Source organism: Sinorhizobium prairiense, from assembly GCF_029201645.2.
Lineage (GTDB): Bacteria > Pseudomonadota > Alphaproteobacteria > Rhizobiales > Rhizobiaceae > Sinorhizobium > Sinorhizobium meliloti_A.
In genome coordinates, this window is the sequence record NZ_CP104131.1 from 2,433,907 (window position 1) to 2,456,950 (window position 23,044).

The 23,044-nt window shown below is 61.3% G+C and carries 18 protein-coding genes and 3 pseudogenes; 11 read left to right on the top strand and 10 right to left on the bottom strand.

The features are described 5' to 3' along the window. Window positions 1–101 precede the first annotated feature (101 nt). From N0Q91_RS14410 to N0Q91_RS14430, 5 genes are all read right to left on the bottom strand, one after another. The gene (locus N0Q91_RS14410) at window positions 102–923 is read right to left on the bottom strand and encodes an ABC transporter permease subunit (protein WP_100669509.1); all 822 of its coding nucleotides are present in this window, start codon (window positions 921–923) and stop codon (window positions 102–104) included. 3 nt (window positions 924–926) lie between these two features. Further along, on the bottom strand, window positions 927–1,838 hold the full coding sequence (locus tag N0Q91_RS14415; RefSeq protein WP_275596738.1) for an ABC transporter permease subunit: 912 nt from the start codon (window positions 1,836–1,838) through the stop codon (window positions 927–929). A gap of 4 nt (window positions 1,839–1,842) precedes the next feature. Further along, on the bottom strand, window positions 1,843–2,985 hold the full coding sequence (locus N0Q91_RS14420; RefSeq protein WP_275596739.1) for an ABC transporter ATP-binding protein: 1,143 nt from the start codon (window positions 2,983–2,985) through the stop codon (window positions 1,843–1,845). A 115-nt stretch (window positions 2,986–3,100) separates the two neighbouring features. After that, complete coding sequence (locus tag N0Q91_RS14425) at window positions 3,101–4,195, bottom strand: polyamine ABC transporter substrate-binding protein (RefSeq protein WP_018094267.1); 1,095 nt, start codon at window positions 4,193–4,195, stop codon at window positions 3,101–3,103. A gap of 277 nt (window positions 4,196–4,472) precedes the next feature. Then, on the bottom strand, window positions 4,473–5,885 hold the full coding sequence (locus N0Q91_RS14430; RefSeq protein ID WP_275596740.1) for a helix-turn-helix domain-containing protein: 1,413 nt from the start codon (window positions 5,883–5,885) through the stop codon (window positions 4,473–4,475). Between the two features lie 227 nt (window positions 5,886–6,112). Here N0Q91_RS14430 and aceA point away from each other — a divergent pair, with 227 nt between their 5' ends. Next, complete coding sequence (gene aceA, locus N0Q91_RS14435) at window positions 6,113–7,402, top strand: isocitrate lyase (RefSeq protein WP_100669517.1); 1,290 nt, start codon at window positions 6,113–6,115, stop codon at window positions 7,400–7,402. A 108-nt stretch (window positions 7,403–7,510) separates the two neighbouring features. Continuing rightward, window positions 7,511–7,750, top strand: coding sequence for an SMc00767 family acetate metabolism repressor (locus N0Q91_RS14440; protein ID WP_003527087.1), 240 nt, complete (start codon window positions 7,511–7,513; stop codon window positions 7,748–7,750). Between the two features lie 352 nt (window positions 7,751–8,102). Here the strand turns inward: N0Q91_RS14440 and N0Q91_RS14445 are convergent, their stop codons facing one another. Both N0Q91_RS14445 and N0Q91_RS14450 read right to left on the bottom strand, forming a co-directional pair. After that, a complete protein-coding gene (locus N0Q91_RS14445; protein WP_275596741.1) occupies window positions 8,103–8,834 on the bottom strand; it encodes a hypothetical protein in 732 nt (243 codons plus the stop codon). A gap of 218 nt (window positions 8,835–9,052) precedes the next feature. Then, a pseudogene (locus N0Q91_RS14450) lies at window positions 9,053–9,271 on the bottom strand (cytidine/deoxycytidylate deaminase family protein); the annotation flags it as partial. On the opposite strand from N0Q91_RS14450, the gene N0Q91_RS14455 reads away from it, so the two are divergent. From N0Q91_RS14455 to N0Q91_RS14475, 5 genes and pseudogenes are all read left to right on the top strand, one after another. Continuing rightward, a complete protein-coding gene (locus N0Q91_RS14455; protein WP_275596742.1) occupies window positions 9,197–9,541 on the top strand; it encodes a hypothetical protein in 345 nt (114 codons plus the stop codon). The pseudogene N0Q91_RS14450 and the gene N0Q91_RS14455 overlap by 75 nt on opposite strands. Before the next feature lie 213 nt (window positions 9,542–9,754). Further along, window positions 9,755–10,027, top strand: a pseudogene (locus N0Q91_RS14460) (BMP family ABC transporter substrate-binding protein); the annotation flags it as partial. A gap of 17 nt (window positions 10,028–10,044) precedes the next feature. Continuing rightward, the gene (locus N0Q91_RS14465) at window positions 10,045–10,359 is read left to right on the top strand and encodes a phosphorylase family protein (protein ID WP_410177257.1); all 315 of its coding nucleotides are present in this window, start codon (window positions 10,045–10,047) and stop codon (window positions 10,357–10,359) included. 48 nt (window positions 10,360–10,407) lie between these two features. Next, window positions 10,408–11,379 (top strand): sugar-binding transcriptional regulator, encoded by a 972-nt coding sequence (locus N0Q91_RS14470; protein ID WP_275596743.1) that lies wholly within the window; start codon window positions 10,408–10,410, stop codon window positions 11,377–11,379. Window positions 11,380–11,384: 5 nt separating this feature from the next. Next, entirely contained in the window at window positions 11,385–12,620 is a 1,236-nt protein-coding gene (locus tag N0Q91_RS14475; RefSeq protein ID WP_275596744.1) for a phosphopentomutase, read from the top strand. A gap of 204 nt (window positions 12,621–12,824) precedes the next feature. Here N0Q91_RS14475 and N0Q91_RS14480 read toward each other — a convergent pair whose 3' ends face one another. Then, window positions 12,825–13,700, bottom strand: coding sequence for a LysR family transcriptional regulator (locus N0Q91_RS14480; RefSeq protein ID WP_018094264.1), 876 nt, complete (start codon window positions 13,698–13,700; stop codon window positions 12,825–12,827). Between the two features lie 89 nt (window positions 13,701–13,789). On the opposite strand from N0Q91_RS14480, the gene N0Q91_RS14485 reads away from it, so the two are divergent. Next, complete coding sequence (locus N0Q91_RS14485; protein WP_100669521.1) at window positions 13,790–13,996, top strand: hypothetical protein; 207 nt, start codon at window positions 13,790–13,792, stop codon at window positions 13,994–13,996. A gap of 51 nt (window positions 13,997–14,047) precedes the next feature. Here N0Q91_RS14485 and N0Q91_RS14490 read toward each other — a convergent pair whose 3' ends face one another. Together N0Q91_RS14490 and N0Q91_RS14495 are read right to left on the bottom strand one after the other, a co-directional pair. Continuing rightward, a complete protein-coding gene (locus N0Q91_RS14490; protein ID WP_275596745.1) occupies window positions 14,048–16,573 on the bottom strand; it encodes a methyl-accepting chemotaxis protein in 2,526 nt (841 codons plus the stop codon). Between the two features lie 747 nt (window positions 16,574–17,320). Next, window positions 17,321–18,505: a BaiN/RdsA family NAD(P)/FAD-dependent oxidoreductase gene (locus tag N0Q91_RS14495; protein WP_275596746.1), complete on the bottom strand. Its 1,185-nt coding sequence runs from the start codon at window positions 18,503–18,505 to the stop codon at window positions 17,321–17,323. Between the two features lie 124 nt (window positions 18,506–18,629). Between N0Q91_RS14495 and N0Q91_RS14500 the strand changes: the two are divergent. From N0Q91_RS14500 to zwf, 3 genes and pseudogenes are all read left to right on the top strand, one after another. Continuing rightward, window positions 18,630–20,067 (top strand): annotated as a pseudogene (locus N0Q91_RS14500) (glutamine synthetase family protein). A 16-nt stretch (window positions 20,068–20,083) separates the two neighbouring features. Further along, window positions 20,084–21,370, top strand: coding sequence for an NAD(P)/FAD-dependent oxidoreductase (locus tag N0Q91_RS14505; protein ID WP_275596747.1), 1,287 nt, complete (start codon window positions 20,084–20,086; stop codon window positions 21,368–21,370). Window positions 21,371–21,567: 197 nt separating this feature from the next. Beyond that, a complete protein-coding gene (gene zwf, locus N0Q91_RS14510; RefSeq protein WP_018094259.1) occupies window positions 21,568–23,043 on the top strand; it encodes a glucose-6-phosphate dehydrogenase in 1,476 nt (491 codons plus the stop codon). The last annotated feature ends 1 nt before the right edge of the window (window position 23,044 follow it).

Here is a 23,044-nt window from a genome sequence, read left to right on the forward strand (position 1 = left end):
GATCTCCTCACCCCTGTGCTCGTGAGAGATGAGGAGGAAAAGAGATGGCACTCCTCCGAGCAGCCGTCACAAACGCGAGATGAACCTCAACATGCCCTCGCTCAACCAATCGCCGCGAAGGCTGCTCGCTCGTCCTTTTCGCGCTGGACTTCACGACGCTTCGTGACGATCGATGCGACGATCACACCCAAAGCGACGATACCGATCAGGATCGTGCAGATGGCATTGATTTCCGGCGTCACGCCCAGGCGGACCTGGCTGTAGATCTTCATCGGCAGCGTCGTGGCGCCCGGCCCGGTCGTGAAGCTTGCAATCACGAGATCGTCGAGCGAGAGCGTGAAAGCGAGAATCCAGCCGGAAAAGACGGCCGGCGCGATCACCGGCAGCGTGATCGCGAAGAAGGTCCTGACCGGGGTCGCGCCGAGATCGAGCGCCGCCTCCTCGATCGACTGGTCGAAGCTCAGAAGACGCGACTGGACCACGACCGCGACGAAGCACATGGTGAAGGTGATATGGGCGAGCGTGATCGTCCAGAAACCGCGGTCGAACCCGATCGCCACGAAGAGCAGCAGCAGCGACAGGCCGGTGATCACCTCCGGCATCACCAGAGGCGCATAGACCATGCCGGAAAAGAGAACACGGCCGCGAAATCGGGTGTAGCGCACCAGCGCGAGTGCCGCCAGAGTTCCGAGGACGGTCGCACAGGTCGCCGAAAGGAGCGCCACCCGAATCGTTACCCAGGCCGCGTCCAGAAGGCCCTGGTTATGCCAGAGCTGACTGTACCACTTGGTCGAGAAGCCCGCCCAGACGGTGACCAGTTTCGACTCGTTGAAGGAGAAGATCACCAGGAGCACGATCGGCAGATAGAGAAAGCCGAAGCCTAGAACGACCGAGGCGATGTTGAAACGGGACCACTTCTCCATAGCTCACCTCCCCTCGCCGTCGGTTCTGGCCTGAATGTTCTGGAAATAGACGATGGGTATCACCAGGATCATGAGCAGGATGATCGCCACGGCAGACGAAACCGGCCAGTCGCGATTGGAATTGAACTCGCTCCACAAGGTCTTGCCGATCATCAGCGTTTCCGAGCCGCCGAGGAGGTCGGGAATCACGAACTCGCCGACAGCCGGAATGAAAACGAGCAGGCAGCCGGCCACGACGCCGGGGAGCGACAGGGGAAAGGTCACGCGCCAGAAGGCGGCGGCAGGCGTGCAGCCGAGGTCCTGGGCGGCTTCGGTCAGCGAATGGTCCATCTTCTCAAGCGCCGAGTAGATCGGCAGCACCATGAAGGGCAGATAGGAATAGACGATGCCGATATAGATCGCCCAATTGGTGTTGAGGATGATGAGCGGCTGATCGATCAGGCCGACCGCCGACAGAAACTGGTTGAGCAGGCCCTCCGGCTTCAGGATGGCGATCCAGGCATAGACGCGGATCAGAAAGCTCGTCCAGAAGGGCAGGATCACCATCATCAGCAGCGTGGGTCGCAGCGAACGCGGCGCCTTCGCCATGCCATAGGCGATCGGATAGCCGATCAGGAGCGTCAGCAGGGTCGAGATGGCGGCGATGACGACGCTCGATATATAGGCGTTGAAATAGAGGACGTCCTCCGTCAGCCATATGTAATTGTCGAGCGAGAATTCGCCGAGCTTCTCCACGATGCCGGAAAGGCCGCCCGCCAGGTCGAAGACAGGCATATAGGGCGGCATAGCGACGGCCGTCTGCGACAGCGAGATGCGGAAGACGATGAAGAAGGGAATGAGGAAGAAGAACAGGAGCCAGGCATAGGGAATGATGATGACCAGGCGGCTGACGATGGCTGAGGCGAGTTTCGCCATGGCTTCAATCCTTCAAAACGACGCCCGCATCTTCACCGAAGGAGATCCAGACCTGCTGGTCGTAACCGAGCGGGTCCTCGACCGCCCGCGCCGCGTTCAGCGATGACGCCTTGACGACCTTGCCGTCCTTCAGCCGGATGTGAAAAACCGTCATGTCGCCGAGATAGCCGATGTCCCATATCTCGCCCTCGGCGGCGTTCACCGGCGCATGCGCCGGCGGCTGTCGGCCAATTCTGATCTTCTCGGGCCGGATGGCGACGGCCGCCTTTGCGCCGTTTCCCGGCGTTTCCGGCGACGCCATCCGGACCGGTATACCGCCCGTCGTCTCGACACGTATATAGCCGTCTTCGGCCGAGGTGACCTTGCCGTCGAATATGTTCACGTCGCCGATGAAATCGGCGACGAAGCGCGAATTCGGCGCTTCGTAGATCTCCGCCGGCGTCGCCACCTGGACGACCTTGCCGTGGCTCATGACGGCGATGCGATCCGCCATGGTCATCGCCTCTTCCTGATCGTGGGTGACGACGACGAAGGTGAGGCCGAGTTCCTGCTGGAGGTCCATGAGCTCGAATTGCGTTTCCTCGCGCAGCTTCTTGTCGAGCGCGCCGAGCGGTTCGTCGAGCAGCAGCACCTTCGGCCGCTTTGCCAGGGACCGAGCAAGGGCGACGCGCTGGCGCTGGCCGCCGGAAAGCTGATGCGGCTTGCGCCTGGCGAACTTCTCGAGCTTGACGAGCTTCAGCATCTGCGCGACGCGTTCGGAGATGTCCGCTTTCGGCATTCCGTCCTGCTTCAGGCCGAAGGCGACGTTGTTTTCGACCGTCATGTGCGGAAACAGCGCATAGGACTGGAACATCATATTGACGGGGCGGCGGTAGGGCGGGATGCCCGCCAGGCTCTGGCCGTCGAGGATGATTTCGCCCGATGTCGGCTGCTCGAAACCGGCCAGCATCCGCAGGAGGGTGGATTTGCCGCAGCCCGAAGCGCCGAGCAGGGCGAAGAATTCGCGCGTGTAGATGTTCAGCGAAAGATCGTCCACGGCGGTGAAGTCACCGAACTTCTTGGTGACGTTCTTGACGGAAATGAAAGGCTTGGAGGCGGGGTCCGCCCATGGCGCGAAAGAACGCCGGATACTTCCGAGAGACTTCATCATCTATCCTCGAATGGCGCAGCCCATACGCAATGGCCGGCGCCGACACGTCGAGAGTTGAGCGCAGAAACATGCAGAAAATTGCCCGGATTTGAGGTCCGGGCAATTCGTTTTCCTACTGACCAGTGACGATCTTGGTCCAGAGCCGGGTCAATACCCTCTGCTCCTTGGCCTCGAAGGGCGTCGTGGTGAAGAGTTTCTGCATCACGGCATCGGATGGATAGATGGCGGTGTCTTCGAGCACTTCCTTGTCGAGGAACTCCTGCGAGGCCTTGTTGCCGTTGGCGTAGAACACGTAGTTCGAGGCCTTGGCGATGACTTCCGGCTTCATCATGTAGTTGATGAACTCATGCGCCTCGGCGACATGCGGCGCATCGGCGGGGATAGCCAGCATGTCGAACCACATCTGCGCGCCCTGCTCCGGGATCGAGTAGTCGACGGTCACGCCGGCCTTGGCCTCGGCCGCCCGGTCGCGCGCCTGGAAGACGTCGCCGGAGAAGCCGACGGCGAGGCAGATGTCGCCGTTCGCGAGCGCGTTGATATATTCGGACGAATGGAACTTGCGGATATTGGGCCGGACCTTCATCAGCAGGTCGGCTGCCTTTTCGAGGTCCGCCTGGTCGTGGCTGTCGGGATTGAGCCCCAGATAGGCGAGCGCCGAAGGCATGATGTCGGTGGGGGAATCGAGGAGATGGATGCCGCAGTCCTTGAACTTCGCCGCAATCTCCGGGTCGAAAATGACATCCCAGTTCGGCTTCTCGTCCGTGCCGAGAATCTCCTTCATCTTCTCGACATTGTAGCCGATGCCGGTCGTGCCCCACATGTAGTCGACGGCGTATTCGTTGCCGGGATCGTACTGCGCGGTACGCTCCATGACCATGTCCCACATGTTGGAAATGTTCGGCAGTTTCGACTTGTCGAGCTTCTGAAACACCCCGGCAGCAATCTGGCGCTGCAGGAAATAGGCCGTCGGAACGACGACGTCGTAACCGGAACCGCCGGCGAGCAGCTTCGTTTCCAGAATCTCGTTCGAGTCGAACACGTCATAGACGACCTTGATGCCGGTCTCCTTGGTGAAATCCTCGAGGATACTGTCATCGATATAGTCCGACCAGTTATAGACGTTGACGACCCGCTCCTGGGCCGAAGCCAGCATGGTCGATCCCGCAAGCACCGCGGTGGTCAAGGTTGCGACGATGAGTTTGGACATGCAACTCCCCTCTTGATTATCGGCTCGGGACAGTAATTTCTTCTCCAGTGCCGTTACGCCCCGTCTTTTGATCGTGCCGATGCGGAGGTTAGGCATCTTTCTCGATAAGCTCAAGGAGTTAGAGCGGTTCCAGGAAAAAAGTGGTTCGCGGTTTTCCACCCGAAAATTCCCTCCTCTTACCGCACCCTGTCCTTGTCGCAGGGATGGGGAGCGCTTCGGGGAGTTGCTGGCGTCATGACGACATCAGCCTGCGGATTGCGTGCCATTTCGCGCGGCCTTACTGAAAGTCGAAGACGCTCAGCCCGGTGGCCATCTCGTCGAGACCGAGCGGTCGGGTGATCGGCGGTTCGGCGCGCGCCAGGCACCCCTGCCGCTCGCAAAGCCGGCAGGCCGGACCGATTGCGATCGCCGGCACGACCGCGGCGGCGCCATAGACCATCTCGCTCGCGAAGGCGGCCTCGCAACCGACGAGGATCGCCGTGCGCCGAACCCGTTCGTGGAAGGCGGCCTGCGGACCGTCAACGGTGCGTGCGACAGTGATGAATTCGGTGCCGTCAGGCATTCCGACGCGATCGACGAGAACCTGGCCGGGCACGGCAAAGGCAGCCTGGACGTTGAGCTTGGGACAGCCGCCGCCGAAGCGGGCATGGGGAAATCCCTGCGCTCCGGCGCGACGCAGCCTGTTGCCGGCGCTGTCGATCTCGATGAGAAAAAACGGAACCCCCGCCGCACCGGGCCGCTGCAGCATCGTCAGACGGTTGGCGACCTGCTCGTAGGAAACCTGGAAACGCGCCGCCAGGACAGCCACATCGTATTTCATCCGCTGCGCGGCGGCGAGAAATGCCGCATAGGGCATCATCAGCGCATGGGCAGCATAGCGCGCGAGTTCGAAGCGGCCGATGCGCCGCGCTTCCGCCGTGGTAAAGCGGAACTGCTCGAGCTCGGCGGCAATCGCCTCATGGCAGGCGATCGAAGCCACCTCGATCGCGATCTCGCGCAGCTGATCGAAGGGCGACAGGCGTTCGGAGACGAAGAGGCGCATCGAGTGGCGGTCGAAGCGGCGGCGCAGGGTGGGCATCACGTGCACCGGCAGCGTCCGCACCGCCAGGCCGTGCTCCCTTCTGAGCCAAGCCTTCATTGCGCCTGAAAGATCGTCTCCGGGCGAGAGGCTTGCATGCAGGGCCTCCGCCGCCTCCTCTATGCGGGCGAAGTGATTGGGCCGTGCCTCGAACGCCTCGCGGACTTCGTCCATCGGCAGGCGCGTATCGGCAAGTGCCGCCATGTGTCCCTCGCCCGCCAGCAGGGCGGCGAGATCCCTCAGTCGCGACGCCTGTTCGCGGTAGGCGCGATGAAGTTTGACGATGCCGCCGGAGACGTTCGGCGCCGCTTCGGCGACCTCCACCAGCTCCTGGTCCCCCGGCAGTTCGCCGGCAAGCAGCGGATCGGCAAAGACCTCGCGCAGCTGCGCAAGACCGCTGCCCGCCTCGCCCTGGAGCTCTTCGAGGTCGACCTTGTAGACGGAGGCCAGTTTCAAGAGCAGTTGCACCGTCAGCGGCCGCTGGTTGCGCTCGATGAGGTTCAGATAGGAAGGAGAGATGCCAAGCGCCTCGGCCATGGCCGTCTGCGTCAGCTGAAGACCGTTTCGGATTCGCCTGACCCGCGGCCCGGCAAAGATCTTGTTCTCGGCCATTTGTAATTCCCTTTACAAGTTCCGCAACGATCCGCTTTGACATCTTTTACAACTTTACTTCCGTATACTGTCAAAGACAAGACAAGCTAACCCGTTTCTGGCCGCTATCTGCGGGAATTCGGTAGCGGGTTTATGCAGCGCAATGTAAAAACTGTCACATGATCTTTCGGCTTAGAGGCGCCGAAATACGAAAGCCGAAGACGAAGCTATTTCACGAGGAGGCAAGTATGACTGATTTTTACAAGCTCGTTCCAAATGCGCCGGAGGGGCGCTTCGACGGAATCGAGCGGCCCTATTCCGCCGAGGACGTGAAGCGGCTCAGGGGCTCGGTGGAGATCCGTTATTCGCTTGCCGAAATGGGTGCGAACCGCCTCTGGAAGCTCATCCATGAGGAGGACTTCGTCAATGCACTCGGCGCGCTTTCCGGCAATCAGGCGATGCAGATGGTGCGCGCGGGCTTGAAGGCGATCTATCTCTCCGGCTGGCAGGTCGCAGCCGACGCCAACACCGCTTCCGCCATGTATCCGGACCAGTCGCTCTATCCGGCCAACGCGGCTCCGGAACTTGCCAAGCGCATCAACCGCACGCTTCAGCGCGCCGATCAGATCGAGACGGCGGAAGGCAAGGGTCTCTCCGTCGATACCTGGTTCGCTCCGATCGTCGCCGATGCGGAAGCCGGCTTCGGCGGACCGCTCAACGCCTTCGAGATCATGAAGGCCTTCATCGAAGCGGGTGCGGCGGGCGTCCACTACGAGGACCAGCTCGCGTCGGAAAAGAAGTGCGGCCATCTCGGCGGCAAGGTGCTGATCCCGACCGCGGCGCATATCCGCAATCTGAACGCGGCACGGCTTGCCGCCGACGTAATGGGTACGCCGACGCTGGTCATTGCCCGCACCGACGCGGAAGCGGCGAAGCTGCTCACCTCCGATATCGACGAGCGCGACCGCCCCTTCGTCGACTACGATGCCGGCCGCACCGTCGAGGGTTTTTACCAGGTGAAGAACGGCATCGAGCCCTGCATCGCCCGCGCGATCGCCTATGCGCCGCATTGCGACCTCATCTGGTGCGAGACCTCCAAGCCCGACCTGGAGCAGGCGCGCAAGTTCGCCGAAGGCGTGCACAGGGCGCATCCGGGCAAGCTGCTCGCCTATAATTGCTCGCCGTCCTTCAACTGGAAGAAGAACCTCGACGATGCGACGATCGCCAAGTTCCAGCGCGAATTGGGCGCCATGGGCTACAAGTTCCAGTTCATCACGCTCGCCGGTTTCCACCAGCTGAACTACGGCATGTTCGAACTGGCGCGAGGCTACAGGGACCGGCAGATGGCGGCCTATTCGGAACTGCAGGAAGCGGAATTCGCAGCCGAAGCCAACGGCTATACGGCGACCAAGCACCAGCGCGAAGTGGGGACCGGCTATTTCGATGCCGTGTCGGTCGCGATCACCGGCGGCCAGTCGTCGACCACTGCCATGAAGGAATCCACCGAGCACGATCAGTTCCGCCCGGCAGCAGAATGAACGAGCGGGACGCGCGGCCCCCCTGCCCCGCCGCGCGTCCCCAACCAGACCTCGAAACTGAAGCGGGTCGAAGAAGTCCCCGCACCCATCGCCCAAAGGAGCACTCCGATGACTGTACAGACACGCGTCAAGGAACGGGCCGAGGAACAATCGTCGGCCATGACACCGGAACAGCAGGCGGCGATCCGCATGGTCGCCAACGACCTGCACCGCCTCAACCAGGCCGTCATGAAGGCCGTGGACGCCGGCGTTTCCGTCGAACTGGTCCGTTCGGCCCGCCATCACGGCGGCGACGGCAACTGGGGCGATCTGCTGATCCCCGTCATCGTCACCCAGGGACGGCACTGATGGCTGTGCTGCAATGCCGCGCGTTCTGTCGGCCGCGCAACGGCCGCTGCAACGCTTTCGGCTTTTGCCGTCTTCTTCCTTCGATCGATTACGTTTGAAGGACACATGCAGCAGCCCGGCATCGCCGAGGCTGGGCGATCGAAAGATCGTCCTTCTGCCTGCGAGATCGCGACGACCGCTGAAGAACCATCGTGCCTCATGTTGATGATCTGAGCCAGCCGGGCGCAGAACGGTGAGAATGGCCTCCTTTTCATAAGGAGGCCATTCTGGGCGTCGACGGCCGGCCATCGACTCATTCAGCAACCGACCGTCGGCCTTGGACTTGTCGAAAACGCTCGTCTGCCGGATGCGTTCAGCCGGCAGGCGGGGGCACGATCGGGAACGCATCCCACAGGCTTGTATCGGTAACCTGTGTCAGAGAGACCTTTACAAGAGTGCTATAGAACGGCGGCAATCCGTCCAAGTAGGACTGAACGTCAGCAATGGTAGATGGCTGAATGAACTGGAAGTTGGGCCATCCCATGTCGGGAATTTCAGCCTCCATGGTGGAGCCATAGGCGCCAAGGTCGACGAGATCACGGAAGCTGTCATTCGGGCATCGAAGAAACAGGATTACCCCATATTTTGGGTGAAGCAGGTATTTTCGAGCATCCGCAACACCTGTCGTTATCATCGTGTGCTTCAGTTGCTGATATTCGCGCGTGACGCGCATCCACGGCGTCAGGATAGGGGAGAACGCCAGCTGGCCCGGCAGGCACAGTATCAGGTTTCCAAAGGCGTCGATCAGTGCCGCTACGTCACCATTTCCGCCATTTGCGATGTCTTCCTGTTGGGCAGCCTCTATAAATGGGATCAACCCCGAATCTGGTGTGCCTGGCACCGCCAGCGTGTAATCGAGTGCTTGCGGATAGATCGATTTGAGGCCGAGGACGATCGGGTTGTCCGGCGATAGCGTCGCAATGTTGAAGTCCGGGTCTGGAGGTTCGTCGCCGGAAATCGTTTCCTGAACCGAGGTAAGTGTCGCATCGAACAGGGCACGATTGATCGCCTGAGTATGTTCGTCGATGGACTGACCATCGAACAATGCCGGAAGCGGCGCCCCCGACTCTTCACGAGCGAAGCAGGTTGCGCCGGAGACGGCCGGATATGAGAACGTGTTTTGAAGTGTCTCTCAGGGTCCGTCACAGATGGAAAGGTTGCCGAAAGATCATAGTTGATCCCAGCGAACTCATCGTTGGCGGATATGACGGCCTTGAATCCCGCGCTCGCTAGTGAACCGGTGCACATGCAGCAAGGGTCGAGAGAGGTCACCACCATCAGATCCTCGGGCGATGGGAGCGTTGCCCCTCCATCTACCTGTTCGAAATACCAATCCACGAGTTGTCGTTCTCCGTGGGCGGTGGGGTCCTGCGTGACGCCGTCGACTACAACGTTGTTGTGGAGGGCATGAATGACTTCGCCGGTGCCGCATTGGATAAGGACGCCTCCCACGCTGAAGGTGCCCTGGCAGTAAGCGAGCATGGTCTGATCGGACGCCAGCAAGGCTGCTTCATCAAGCGTCGCAACAGAACTATAATTGTTTTTCATAGCATTGCTCCTTCCTTGAATCACATTCAGCAAGGAGCGCCCCTAGACGAACACGCAGTATCTACCAAATTATTCCATATACAAATTAAAATTCATCATAAGAGTCCCCTTACTTTCTACCGAGTTATTCATAATCCGCTTGCGGTCAATATGACTCTTGCATCCTTATATAATCAAATTGGTGTGAAGGCGCGCTTTCCCTGAAATAAACTTCCTGCTGACTGTAACTTCGGCATATTTGAGAAAACTTCACGTAATCTATCCATGGCGTTTCGAACGCATTGCATGCCATTCTCGTCACGTATCCTCGATCAAAATTTTTTAATCTTGAGGAATCGCTTGCATTTTCATTCTAGTGATGCATAGATATGCGAGAAGGGTGGGGACCCTGGGCTGGAGGACATCATGAAGCTTACGATTGCACTGATAGTAACGGGCACCATTCTCGGCACTGCGCCCGTGGCGTTGGCCGACGCCAGACCCGCCGTCATTTTTGATCTTGGCGGGAAGTACGACAAATCGTTCAACGAGGCTTCTTATGTAGGGGCCGAACGGTTTCGCGAGGAAACCGGGATTTCCTACCGGGAGTTCGAGCTGCAATCGGACGCGCAGCGGGAGCAATCTTTGCGCCGCTTCGCGCAGCAGGGACAAAACCCGATCGTCGTCACCGGTTTCTCATGGGGGCAGGCGCAGCCCGCGCGATATTGATGGAAGTCGCGACGAAGGAAGGCATCACTCTGAAGGAAGGAGTCTATGCCTGGTATTCCGGCCCGAACTTCGAGACGCCTGCGGAGATCCGCGCTCTGAAGATTCTGGGTGCAGACGCCGTCGGCATGTCGACGGTCCCTGAGGTCATTCTGGCCCGCTTCCTCGGAATGAAGGCCTGTGGAGTATCGGTCGTCACCAACATGGCTGCGGGTCTCGGCTATGAACAAATCAGCCACGAGCACACGAAAGCCATGGCACCGATCGGCGCAACGAAGCTCGAGAAGCTGATCCGTGGCTTTCTGCGTCGTTTGTAGTCCGGAGCTTCCTCGGCCGATATTGGCCTGGTCAGGGAGGCCGATAAGATGAAAGATGCATCTGGAGATTGGCACCATTACATCGTGGTAAAGGCGGCTTGGCTGTATTTCATCAGGGGGAGAAGCCAGTCGGAAATCGCCAAAACGCTGAAGATATCCCAACCCAGCGTAGCTCGATTGATCGCCGAGGCTCAGCGGGATCGCATCGTTCACGTCTCGATCAATAAGCGGCCAAGCGAGTGTATCGAACTTGAAGTGGAGCTAAGCGATGTGTTCGGGCTTGGCAACTGCATCGTCGTACCTGTCGATGCTTCCGCATCGCATCGCTTCGAGGACGTTCTTCCGCCAGTCAGCAAGATTGCGGCGGCTTACCTCGCATCGGTGTTGTCAGACGAGGCGATCAAACGGGTGGGAATCGGATTGGGCCGGACTCTGGCTGCCAGCTTTGCCGAGATGGCTAGTGTCGAGCGCCCGAATTTGGAAGCGGTGTCGATTACCGGATCTCTGACGCGTTCGCTGGCGGCGAATAGAATGGATCCAATCCAGTTGCTCACCAGGAAGATACGTGGCGACGTATACTTCCTCCCGGTGCCTTACCTGGCCAGCAGCGTCGAAGAAAAATCCGTTTTCCTGTCCCAGCCGAGCGTTCAGCAACTGATGGAAAAGGCACGGGCATCGGATCTGTTCGTCGTCGGCATAGGCTCGCTTGGGAGAGAGGACCATTTGTTCGCGAATCAAGTCATCACCGAGGCCGAGTACGACGAACTCGTGCGCACGGATGCGGTCGGCGATCTGATGGGCCGCTTCTTCAACATAGATGGACAATTGTCCGAACTTGAACTCGGCGACAAGGCCGTCGGGATCTCTCCGATCGAGGTTTCGGGCCGCCGGGTCATTGCCGTCGTGTGCGGGGAGACAAAGACCGAAGCGACACTCGGCGTACTGCGGAGCGGACACGTCAATGAGCTTATCATCGACGAGCATCTCGCGCGGCAGGTTCTCGTCGGCAATCGAGGCTGAGCTCAATGGGACAGCAAAGAGCAGTTCTGATCGTCCTGGATTCGCTGGGTATTGGTGGCGCAACTGACGCGGACCGTTACGGCGACGAAGGCTCCAACACGCTCGGCCACATCGTCGAGGAGGCGAGCCATGGCAGAGCCGATCTCGCCGGCATTCGTCAGGGCCCGCTTATGCTGCCCAATCTGGCCGGGTTAGGGCTGTTCAAAGCAATGCAACTTGCCACTTGCGGCGAAGTCTCGAGCGAGCCGGCTTGCGGAGCATGGGGCGTGGGCGTCGAGAGCTCGAAAGGCAAGGACACGACATCAGGTCATTGGGAGATTGCGGGAACTCCGGTCAACGGGGAGTTTCACTATTTTCCCGATCGGGTGCCTACGTTCCCCCCGGAGTTGATCGATGAGATTGCCAGGCGCTTCGGCCTGTCCGGCGTGATCGGAAACAGGCACGCATCAGGCACGCAGATCATCCAGGAGCTAGGAGCAGAGCATGTCGAGAGCGGTAAGCCAATATTCTACACTTCGGCCGACTCGGTGATTCAGATTGCTGCCCACGAAGCGACTTTCGGGCTGGACCGGCTGTACGATCTCTGCCGATTGACGCGGCGCTTGGTCGATCCGCTGATGGTGGGCCGGGTCATTGCCCGACCGTTCGTCGGGACGGAAGGTGCCTACATACGAAGCCCGAACCGTCGAGACTTTTCCATGCCGCCATTCGATGAAACGCTGCTCGACCGGCTTGTTCATGCGCGCCGGGCGGTGGTCGGTGTCGGAAAGATCAGCGACATTTTTGCAGGCCGTGGGATTTCGGAATCCCGAAAGGCGAATGGGATCGAAGGCACGGTGCTTGCAACGATACAGGCCTTCCGAGGGCTGCCGCCGGGAGGCCTGGTCTTCTCGAATATCGTCGAGTTCGACAGTGAATATGGGCATCGCCGGGACGTGGCGGGCTATGCACATGCTCTCGAAACGTTCGATGCCCTTGTCCCCGACCTCCTGAACGAACTCGGCGAAGGCGACCTGCTCATCTTGACCGCCGATCACGGCAACGATCCGACGTGGCGAGGGACGGACCATACCAGGGAACGAACGCCGATCCTCGTGGCCGGTCCGGCCCTGCGTCCCGGTTGCATCGGCATCAGGCGCTTCTCGGATATCGCGGCGACGATCGGGACCCACCTTGGAGTAACAGCGACCGCCCACGGCACGAGTTTTGATTGGAAAGGGGAAAGCGACCTCCGTGCGTGACACGAGACCTACTGCACGACCGGCTTCAACTTGAGCTTGTCGAGCACGTCCTTCGTGGTGAGCTCGGGAGGTGCAGCGTGACATTCCGGAGGTTGCCGGAGATCGAGCCAAATCAAAGGAATCAGAGCACAGTTATCCGGTTATATGCAGATAGGGGCTGCGTTTTTCGCATTGGCTCCATCGGCCAGGACGAGGAGCGGCATCTCATGCCGAATTGCGCGGCGGGCGCTTGCCGGCAAAAAGGTCCGTATGGCTGCGCAGGAAACGTGTCATCCGGTCTACGACGGTTCGGATGTCGCGCCTGTAGCGATCCTCGTTGTTCATGACGATCCACTGCCGGTGTCTGAGCGGCTCGATCTCGTCTCCCACCCGCTCGAGCAAGGGATCGAGATCGCCGACGAAACAGGGCAGCACCGCCCGTCCCGCCCCAGCTCGCGCGAGGTCCAGCAATGAGCGAGGCCGTGTGACGGTTGCAACGATCCGGCCCGGCGCATGCTCGTGCGGCCATCTCAGATAGGCCGATATTGCATCCTCTTCGGCGACTGCGACCCAGCGTTCCACTCCGCCCGGCGCGTTCTTCTGCCGGTAGGCGGCATAGGCGACTTCCCCCACCGGCCGCGCCGCAAGATAGCTTTCCTCCGGTTCGAAGGCGCGGATGCCGATATCGCTTTCGCGATAGGCCAGATTCGCTCGCGCCTCGCCGATCGTCAGAGAAAGGCCGAAAGCGTCCCTTTCCGTGCAGATGGCGGGAAAATTCTCGGCAATCAGCCAGGAGACCCATGTGCCGGCCGCGATGCGGACAACGGTCGCCCCCTCGCCCTCCTTCTGCCAGCTTTCGACCTTGCGGGCCGCCGCCTCCATTTCCTGCAGCTGTTCGAAGAGAAAGCGGCCGTCTCCCGTCAGCGTGTAGCCGGTCTGGCTGCGGATGAAGAGCGAGCGGCCGGTGCGCTCCTCGAGCTCCAGCATCCGGCGGCCGACCGTCGCGGGGCTGAGCCCCGTCGCCTGCGCCGCCCCGGTCAACCCGCCGGTACGCGCCACCGTGACGAAGCAGCGGTATATGTCCCAGTCGGTGTTTTTCATAGCTGAAAAACATATGGGGAAATCGGCTGTATGTAAAACAATTCCGGATGCATAAAAAAGGGGATGCCCAAGAATGAAGGAGCATCACCATGGATATGATGGCAATGGCACTGCTGTTCGATATGGCTTCGAGGAACCGTCCCTGGGACGAGAGGTTCGAACCCCCACCGCAGAGCCGTCGGCGGCCCTTCGCGAAACGCCTGCTTGCGGCAGTGTTCCGCAAGCGGCAACCGGCGGAGACAAGCGATGGTTGCGGCGGCAGCTTTACTGTTTCCTGCGCCGGCGGCGCCAAATGAAAGCGCCGCGCATGCGGGATGCGCGGCGCCATTCGATGCGTTTGAATCCGGCTATGCCGCCCGGTAGCTGTGGTCGGCTGCGGCCGCCGGCTCGAGCCGGAACTGCTCGACGAGCATCATCAGCGTATCCGCCTGATTGGCGAGCGCCCGGCTGGTGCCGGTCGCCTCCTCGACCATCGAGGCGTTCTGCTGCGTCATCTGGTCCATCTGGTTGACGGAACCGTTTACCTCGTTCAGGGCCGCAGCCTGATCGCGGCTGGCGGTGGCGATCATCTCGACATGCTGGCTGATCGTCACGATCTCGGCGCTGATCGAGGCGAGCACCGCGCCCGTTTCCTTGACGAGACGTGAGCCGGAACTCACCTCTTCGGTCGATTTGTCGATCAGCCCCTTGATCTCTCGCGCCGCCTCGGCCGAGCGCTGCGCCAGTTCGCGTACTTCCTGCGCGACGACGGCAAAGCCCTTGCCCGCCTCGCCGGCACGCGCCGCTTCGATACCGGCATTGAGCGCCAGAAGGTTGGTCTGGAAGGCGATATCGTCGATCACTTCGATGATCTGCTCGATCTGGCGGGAGGCCGCCTCGATGCGTCCCATGGCGGCGACGGCGCTGGTGACGACCGTTGCCGAACTGTCGGCGCTCCGCTTCGTATGAGACACGGCCTGGTTCGCCTCGTGCGCCCGCTCCGCCGAGGAGCGCACCGTCACGGTGATCTGGTCGACGGCCGCGGCCGTCTCCTCGAGCGAAGCGGCCTGAGCCTCCGTCCGTTTCGACAGCGCGTCGGCGGACCGATGCATGTCGGCGCCACCCTGCTGGATCGCCAGAGCATTGGCGCGAATCTGCGCCAGCGTGTCCTGAAGGCGGACGAGCGATCCGTTGAAGTCCAGCCGCAACTGTTCGAGGCGGCCGGCGAAGGGCACCTCGATCTGACGCGACAGGTCTCCCTGGGCCAGGCGTCCGAGTCCGGCTGCGAGCTCGCTCACCGCAAGATCGATCTGCCTGTCGAGCTCGCGCTTCTCCGCATCGTTGCGGCTGCGCTCGGCTTCCGCGCGGGCACGCTCTTCGGCGCTTTCCGCCTCGATGCGCACCTTGGAGAGCGCATTTTCCTTGAAGACGCCGAGAGCACGCGCCATGTCGCCGATCTCGTCGCGGCGCGTGCCGCCGTCGATCGACGTATCGAGCGCGCCGTCCGCCAACCGCCGCATGGCGGCCGTGATCTGGCCGATCGGCTTTTTCAGCGTGAGCGTGAGCGCGATGCCTGCCAGAAGCGCGATCACGACGCCGGTGATCGTCGCCGCAACGGAGATCTGATTGGCTTCCGCGCGTTCGCTGCCGGCGGCGACCTTCTGCTGCTCGGCAAAACCGGTGAGATCGCTCCAGATCTCGTTGATCGCGGCGCCCGCGGCCTCGAATTCCACAGTGCGCTTATCCGAGATCTCGACCAGCGCAAGGCCATCCTTCTTCATCCCCTCGATGATCGGCAGAAGTGCGCCGGCGGCCTGATCGAAGAAGGTCATGCCGCTCGCGATGCCGCGCAGAGTGGTGAGGTTGGACTGGACTGCAAGGAACTTGTCGAGGAGTTTTTTGCGGCTTTCCTCGCTCGTCGTTCCGAGAAATGCCGCGGCGGCGATCTGGATGTCCGTAAGCGATGTGGAGAGCCTGCGTGTCGCGGTCAGCACCGACTCGGTGCCCGCGATCTTGCCGTCGAGCTCGCTGAATATCTGCGTCGCCTCGCGCATCTTGCCGACCGAAGCTGCCTCCAATCGGAAACTGGCGGTGCGGAAACGGTCGACATATTTGGAGAGGCCGGCGAGCGTTTCGGGGCCGGGCGGCGTTTTGATAAGGGCGCCGATCGCCCCGGAAGCAGAATTGACGGTTTCGGCAAGAGATTTCTCGCCCTTCGGCAAAAGCACGAAGATATCCCGTTGCGTGCGGCCTATGGCCGGGTAGTGGCCCTCTGCGACCTTGAGCTTCTCCTCGACCGTTATCGCCCCGCTCACCTCGGTCGCGAATTCGGCATAGAAGCGGCTGGCGCGCATGAGTTTTTCGGCGTTGCGCAGCATCGTCTTCGCCGCATTCTCGTCCTTGCGCACCGCGTATTGCAGCCGGTTCGCCTCGTCGTTGATCTTCGCCTGTTCGGCCGCCAGACGCTCCAGACCGGATCTCGTGTCGGCCCGGAGCTTCTGCTCGCCTTCATGCAATGTCCAGAGCCCGTCGATGCGGGTCTCGATGTCGCTGGTCGCGGCAATGGCGGCAGCCAGCTCGTCTTGGCCGTTTCCGCCCGCAACCTGCGCCGCAGTTTCGGCCAGGACTTCCTTCTGCGTGACGATTGCATCCTTGAGCATCCGGCGACTTTCGTCGGTCGTCCCCTGCAGGAAGCTGTTCATCTGGGCATAGACGTCCTTGAAGCCGCTCAGCGTCTTGAGGACGCTGTTCGAAATCTCCATGCGGCCCTGCAGCAGTCCGGAGGCATAGAGTCCGGTTATCCCGACGGCCGAGATGCTGACGACGAAGGGCAGGATGAAGAACAGAACCTTCGTCTGAATCTTGAAGCGGGCAAGTATCCTGTCGATGAGCATGGAAAACACCTTGGCTACAGCGCGCGTTCGCCTCCCCGATGGCTCGAAGCGCTCCGGGGCGCGTCAGGTGAACGCACCAAAGGCGCTCGGGCGCCACCCGATGCGCAAACAGGCTGATGTTTTTCGGAAAGTCATGCGGCGCACGCCGCCAGCCCGCCAGCAGTCATTGCGGGACCGCGCAGCCGGCTTGGCGGCGAGGACCTGGCGGTGCTCATTTGCTCGCCATAATCGTTTCAAACGATTAAGAATTCCATAAGCGGAATTGGCCCCGTGCGGACGGAATACCGGTCCCCCGGCGTATCGACGGGGCTCGTCGGAAGCGACGCTTCAAAGCCAGGAAAAGAGAGCAACGGCCGTGACGGCAAACAGAGCGAGCGTCGCGAGGTAAGCCGTCAATTCGTTCTGCCCGCGGCTTTTCTCTGCGCGGGCTATGGCTATTGCACGGGGACGGCGGCGTTGCTGGTTCATGGCCTCTTGTCCTTGTCGCTGCAGCACCGAGCGTCTCGGGCGCGCAAAGGTCGCTGCAGCACTACGAGTTGCCGGCAAAGACGGTCTGCCTTTGCCATTAGATCATGGTGCATCCATCCTGCGGCTGAAGAAAGTCCCCGAAATGGAAACAATGTGGTTTCCGCTTGTTGACTTCCGCTGCCTTCGCGGCTGTCGCGCCATGATAAACAGGTTCAGTAATTTCCGTTATATTTCCCTTAAGAATGGCTGAAGAAGCAAATCACCAATTTTGCCGCACGGTTACACGTCTTGACCGGCGACGAAGCCCGACGCCCAGGCCCATTGGAAATTGTAGCCTCCGAGCCAGCCGGTCACGTCGACACACTCGCCGACGAAGTAGAGGCCGGGGATCTCGTTTGCCTGCATGGTCCGGGAGTCGAGCGCACGCGTATCGACGCCGCCGAGCGTGACCTCGGCCGTCCGGTAGCCTTCCGATCCCGCCGGCTTCACCGCCCAGGCCTGGATGGAGCTGGAAAGCGCGTCGATCGCCTTGTCGGAAAGGTCGGCAAGCATGCGCCCCGTCAGCTTCGCTTCGTCCGCGAAGAACTGCGCGAGCCGGCGCGGCAGGATGTCGGCAAGTGCCGTCTGGACTGCCTGGCGGCCGTTCGTCCGGCGCATTCCCTTGAGGATCGAGGCGATATCGATGTCCGGCATCAGCCGGAGGACGATCTCCTCACCCTCACGCCAATAGGATGAAATCTGCAGGATAGCCGGCCCGCTCAAGCCGCGATGGGTGATGAGGACAGCTTCGCGGAAGGCGGCCTTCCCGAACCGCGCCTCGGCATCGGCCGCGACGCCGGCAAGCACGCCGAGCTTGGTGAGCTGCGCCTGGTCGAGTGTCAGGGGAACCAGTGCCGGGCGGGTTTCGACAACTGGCAAGCCGAACTGCTCCGCGATGCGATAGGCAAGACCCGTCGCTCCCATTTTCGGGATGGACTTGCCGCCGCTTGCCACGACCATCGAGGCGGCGTCGACCGCGCCGGCGCTGGTCGTCACACGGAATCCGGAGGCGGTCCTCTCAACCTCCCCGATGCTGGTTTCGAGCCTCAGTTGCACTCCCGCCGCCCTCATCTCCGCCATCAGCATGCGGATGATGTCCTTGGCCGAATGATCGCAGAAGAGCTGGCCGAGCGTTTTCTCGTGCCAGTCGATGCCATGGCGCTCGACCAAAGCGACGAAATCCTGCGGCCGGTACCGGGCAAGCGCCGACTTGCAGAAATGCGGGTTGCCGGACAGGAAGTTCCTGGGGGACGCATGGATATTGGTGAAATTGCAGCGGCCCCCGCCGGAGATGCGGATCTTCTCGCCGGGCGCCCGGGCGTGGTCGATGACGAGCACCCGGCGCCCGCGCTTGCCCGCCTCGATGGCGCACATCATGCCGGCGGCGCCCGCCCCGATGATCACCACGTCCTGCATTTGCGCCACGGAAGCTCCCTTCTGTTTCCGTACCCTCCTTTCCGGTGAGCAGGGCGAAAGTCAATCGCGTGCATCTAGCTAATTGCCGAACTGCGGCTATGATTGCGCTATCCGAAGCCAAACCCGGTGATTTATGTCTTCCAAGAGAAGTGTTGCCCAAGAGACAGCAAAGGTCAGCAAGAGTTCGAAAATACCCCTCGCCCTGCATGCCGCCCGTGGCGTGAAGACCTGGACCGAAGCGGTCGACTGGCTCAAGATCCGCGGCATCGAAGATATCGAGTGCATCACGCCCGACCTTGCGGGCGTTGCGCGCGGCAAGATGATGCCGACGTCCAAGTTCACGTCCAATACCTCCCTCGCCTTGCCCTCGGCGATCTACCGGCACACGATTTCCGGCGAATATCCGGAAGAGACCGGGCAATTCCGCTATGATTCCCGCGACAGCGACATCAAGCTCGTTCCGGACCTGTCCACCCTTTCCATCGTTCCATGGGAAAGCGACCCGACAGCCCAGGTCATCTGCGACATCGTCGGCTCCCAGGGAGAGCAGATCAGCTATACGCCGCGCAACGTGCTGAAGCGCGTCATCGAGCTCTACCGGCAGAAGGGCTGGAAACCGGTGGTCGCACCGGAGATCGAATTCTATCTCGTCGCCCAGAACGACGATCCGGACTATCCGCTGCGGCCGCCGAAGGGCCGGTCCGGCCGCTCGATCCTCGGCGGCCAGGGCTATTCGATTGCCGGCATCAACGAGTTCGACGAGCTCATCGACGACATCTACCATTTCTCCGAAAAGCAAGGCCTCGAGATCGATACGCTGATCCACGAAGAGGGGCCGGCCCAGCTTGAGATCAACCTCAGGCACGGCGATCCGATCGAGCTTGCCGACCAGGTCTTCCTTTTCAAGCGGACCATCCGCGAAGCTGCGCTGAAGCACGGAATCTATGCGACGTTCATGGCGAAGCCGATGCAGGGCCAGCCCGGCTCCGCCATGCATATCCACCAATCGGTGATCGATATCGAGACCGGCCGCAATATCTTCTCCAATCCCGACGGCTCACCCTCCCAGGCGTTCTTTTCCTTCATAGGCGGCATGCAGCTTTACGTGCCTCGGACGTTGTCGATGATGGCGCCCTATGTGAATTCCTGATCGGCGCCTCACGCCGGACATGTCCGCGCCGGTCAACACCGCCTGGGGCTATGACAACCGGACCACGGCGTTCCGCATCCCTGTCTCGGATCCGGTCGCCCGGCGCATCGAGAACCGCCTGCCGAGCTCGGATGCCAACCCCTATCTGGCGCTCGCGGCCTCGCTCGGCTGCGGCTATCTCGGCATCATCGAGGGCCTGCAGGCGACACCGCCCACTGAACACACCGCCAATGAGGGCGAAATCGAACTGCCGCGAGGGCTGCTCGAGGCGGTTTCGCTGCTCGAATCGGCTCCCGCGCTGGCGGAGGTCTTCAGCGCCGAGTTCATCGCCATCTATGCCGGCGTGAAGCGCGGCGAGTTCGAAACCTTCATGCAGGTCATCAGCCCGTGGGAACGCGAGTTCCTGCTCCTGAATGTCTGATCCGGAATAGGTTTCCATGACCTGGCAAAGCCCGATTTCGCCCGGATATTCCTGGTACGAGGCGACGACTCCCGAGCGGCCCGCCTTCCCGGTCATGCCGGGCTCCCGCAAGGCCGACGTCGCCATTATCGGCGGCGGCTATACCGGCCTGCAGGCCGCCTGCAATCTCGCCCGGAGCGGGACGGACGTCACCCTGATCGACGCCTGCCGCTTCGGCGACGGCGCCTCGGGCCGCAATGGCGGGCAGTTCGGCACCGGGCAACGTGTCTGGGCCGACGAAACGGAGGAGGTGCTCGGCCGCGAATGGGCGCAGCGGCTCTTCGATATGGCCGAGAACGCCAAGCGCTATGTCCTGGGATTTGCCGAAGAGCACGCGATCGACATCGAATTCATGCCGGGCCAGCTCTCGGTCGGCCACAAGGCAAGCCTCGAAAGGGACTATCGCAACCACGTCGAGGCGATGACCGAGCGCTACGGCTATCCGCACCTTTCCTTCATGGATCGCGAGGAAACCGTGAGCCGGCTCGGCTCCAGCCATTACCACTTCGGTATCCGCGACACCGGGACCGGCCACATCCACCCGATGAAGCTGGTTGTGGGGCTCGTCAGACAGGCGGCGCTCGCCGGCGCCCATCTCTACGAGGGAACGAAGGCGCTCAAGATCGAGAAGAAGGGCGGCGCGGTCGTCATCGAGACGACGAGCGGCACGATCACGGCCGACCGGGCGCTGATCGCCTGCAACGGCTATATCGGCAATCTCGAGCCCGTGACCGCGAGCCACGTCATGCCGATCCGCTCCTTCATCGGCGCGACGACGGTGCTGCACGGCCATACTGGGATTCTGCCGGGGGGCGAATCGGTCGACGATTCGCGCTTCGTCGTACGCTATTTCCGAAAATCGAAAGACGGGCGGCTGCTCTTCGGCGGGCGCGAGGCCTACACTGCCGACAATCCGCGCGACATTTCGGCGCACATACGCCGGCAGATCTGCGAAATCTACCCGGATCTCGCCGATGTGGAGATCACTCACGCCTGGGGCGGCTCGGTCGGCATCACCATGCCGCGCCAACCCTTCTGCCGCGAGGTCATGCCGGGCGTCACCACGATCGGCGGTTACTCCGGCCATGGCGTCATGCTCGCCAATTATTGCGGCAAACTCTATGCCGAGCTCGCGCTCGGCAAATCTACCGAACTCGATCTGCTGAAGCAGCTCAAAATACCGGCCTTCCCCGGCGGAACGCGGTTCCGCTCGGCACTCCTGTTTCTGGCGCTCAGCTGGTACGCACTGCGCGACCGGTTCTAAAGGGAAGGCCCTCCGAGATTCCAGACGGTGGGCGCAAAGTCCTTGAAATGCTGCATATTTCTGTTCCCCGGGCGGTGATGATATAAGGAACGGCGTGTCGGCAGCCGTGCGGCCAGCCATTTTGTTGCGGTGCACCCTAGCCATTTTAAATCGATTAGATTATACCAGCCCAGACCTCAACGAGATCGAGACATCCCATGAGCAGCCAGATCATTCCCGTCGAACCGTTTGACTATGTGGTGTTCGGGGGCACCGGCGATCTTGCCGAGCGCAAGCTGCTGCCGGCACTCTACCACCGTCAGATGGAAGGCCAGTTCACGGAGCCGACGCGGATCATCGGCGCCTCGCGCGCGAGCCTTTCCCATGACGAATACCGCAAGTTCGCGAGCGACGCCCTGAAAGAACACCTGAAGGCCGGGGAGTTCAACGAGGCGGAAGTCGAGAAATTCACCTCGCGTCTCTACTACGTCTCCGTCGACGCCAAGTCCGAGCAGGGCTGGGACGATCTGAAGAAGCTCCTGGAAGAAGGCAAGGACCGTACCCGTGCCTTCTATCTCGCCGTCGGACCGGCGATCTTCAGCGACATTTCCGAAAAGATCCGCGATCACAAGCTCATCACCAGGAACACCCGCATCGTCGTCGAGAAGCCGATCGGCCGCGACCTCGCTTCCGCGACGGAACTCAACGACACGATCGGCAAGGTCTTCCGCGAAGAGCAGATTTTCCGCATCGACCACTATCTCGGCAAGGAGACGGTGCAGAATCTGATGGCGTTGCGCTTTGCAAACGCCCTGTACGAGCCATTGTGGAATTCCGCCCACATCGACCACGTGCAGATCACCGTTTCCGAAGCCGTCGGGCTCGAGAATCGCGCAGGTTACTACGACAAGGCGGGCGCGCTGCGCGACATGGTGCAGAACCACATCCTCCAGCTCCTCTGTTTCGTCGCCATGGAGGCGCCGACGTCGATGGACGCGGAGGCCGTGCGCGACGAGAAGCTCAAGGTGCTTCGCGCGCTGAAGCCGATCACCGCCTCCAATGTCGAGCAGGTGACGGTCCGGGGCCAGTACCGCGCGGGCGCATCGTCCGGAGGCCCGGTCAAGGGCTATCTCGAAGAGCTCGAAGGAGGCGTTTCCAATACGGAAACCTTCGTCGCGATCAAGGCCGAGATAAGCAATTGGCGCTGGGCAGGCGTGCCCTTCTATCTGCGTACCGGAAAGCGCATGGCGGGCCGCATGTCGGAGATCGTCATCACCTTCAAGCAGATTCCGCACTCGATCTTCGATCAGAGCGCCGGCCGCATTTCGGCCAACCAGCTGATGATCCGCCTGCAGCCGAATGAAGGCGTCAAGCAGTCGCTGATGATCAAGGATCCCGGACCGGGCGGCATGCGGCTGAGGAACGTGCCCCTGGACATGAGCTTCGCCGAGGCCTTTGCGGTTCGCAATGCGGACGCCTATGAACGCCTGCTGCTGGACGTCATCCGCAACAACCAGACCCTGTTCGTGCGCCGCGACGAAGTGGAAGCGGCCTGGCAATGGATCGACCCGATCCTCAAGGCCTGGGAAGCAACCGGACAGCAGGTGCAAGGCTATACCGCCGGAACCTGGGGTCCGAGCCAATCGATCGCGCTGATCGAGCGCGACGGCCGTACTTGGAACGATGCGATCTAGG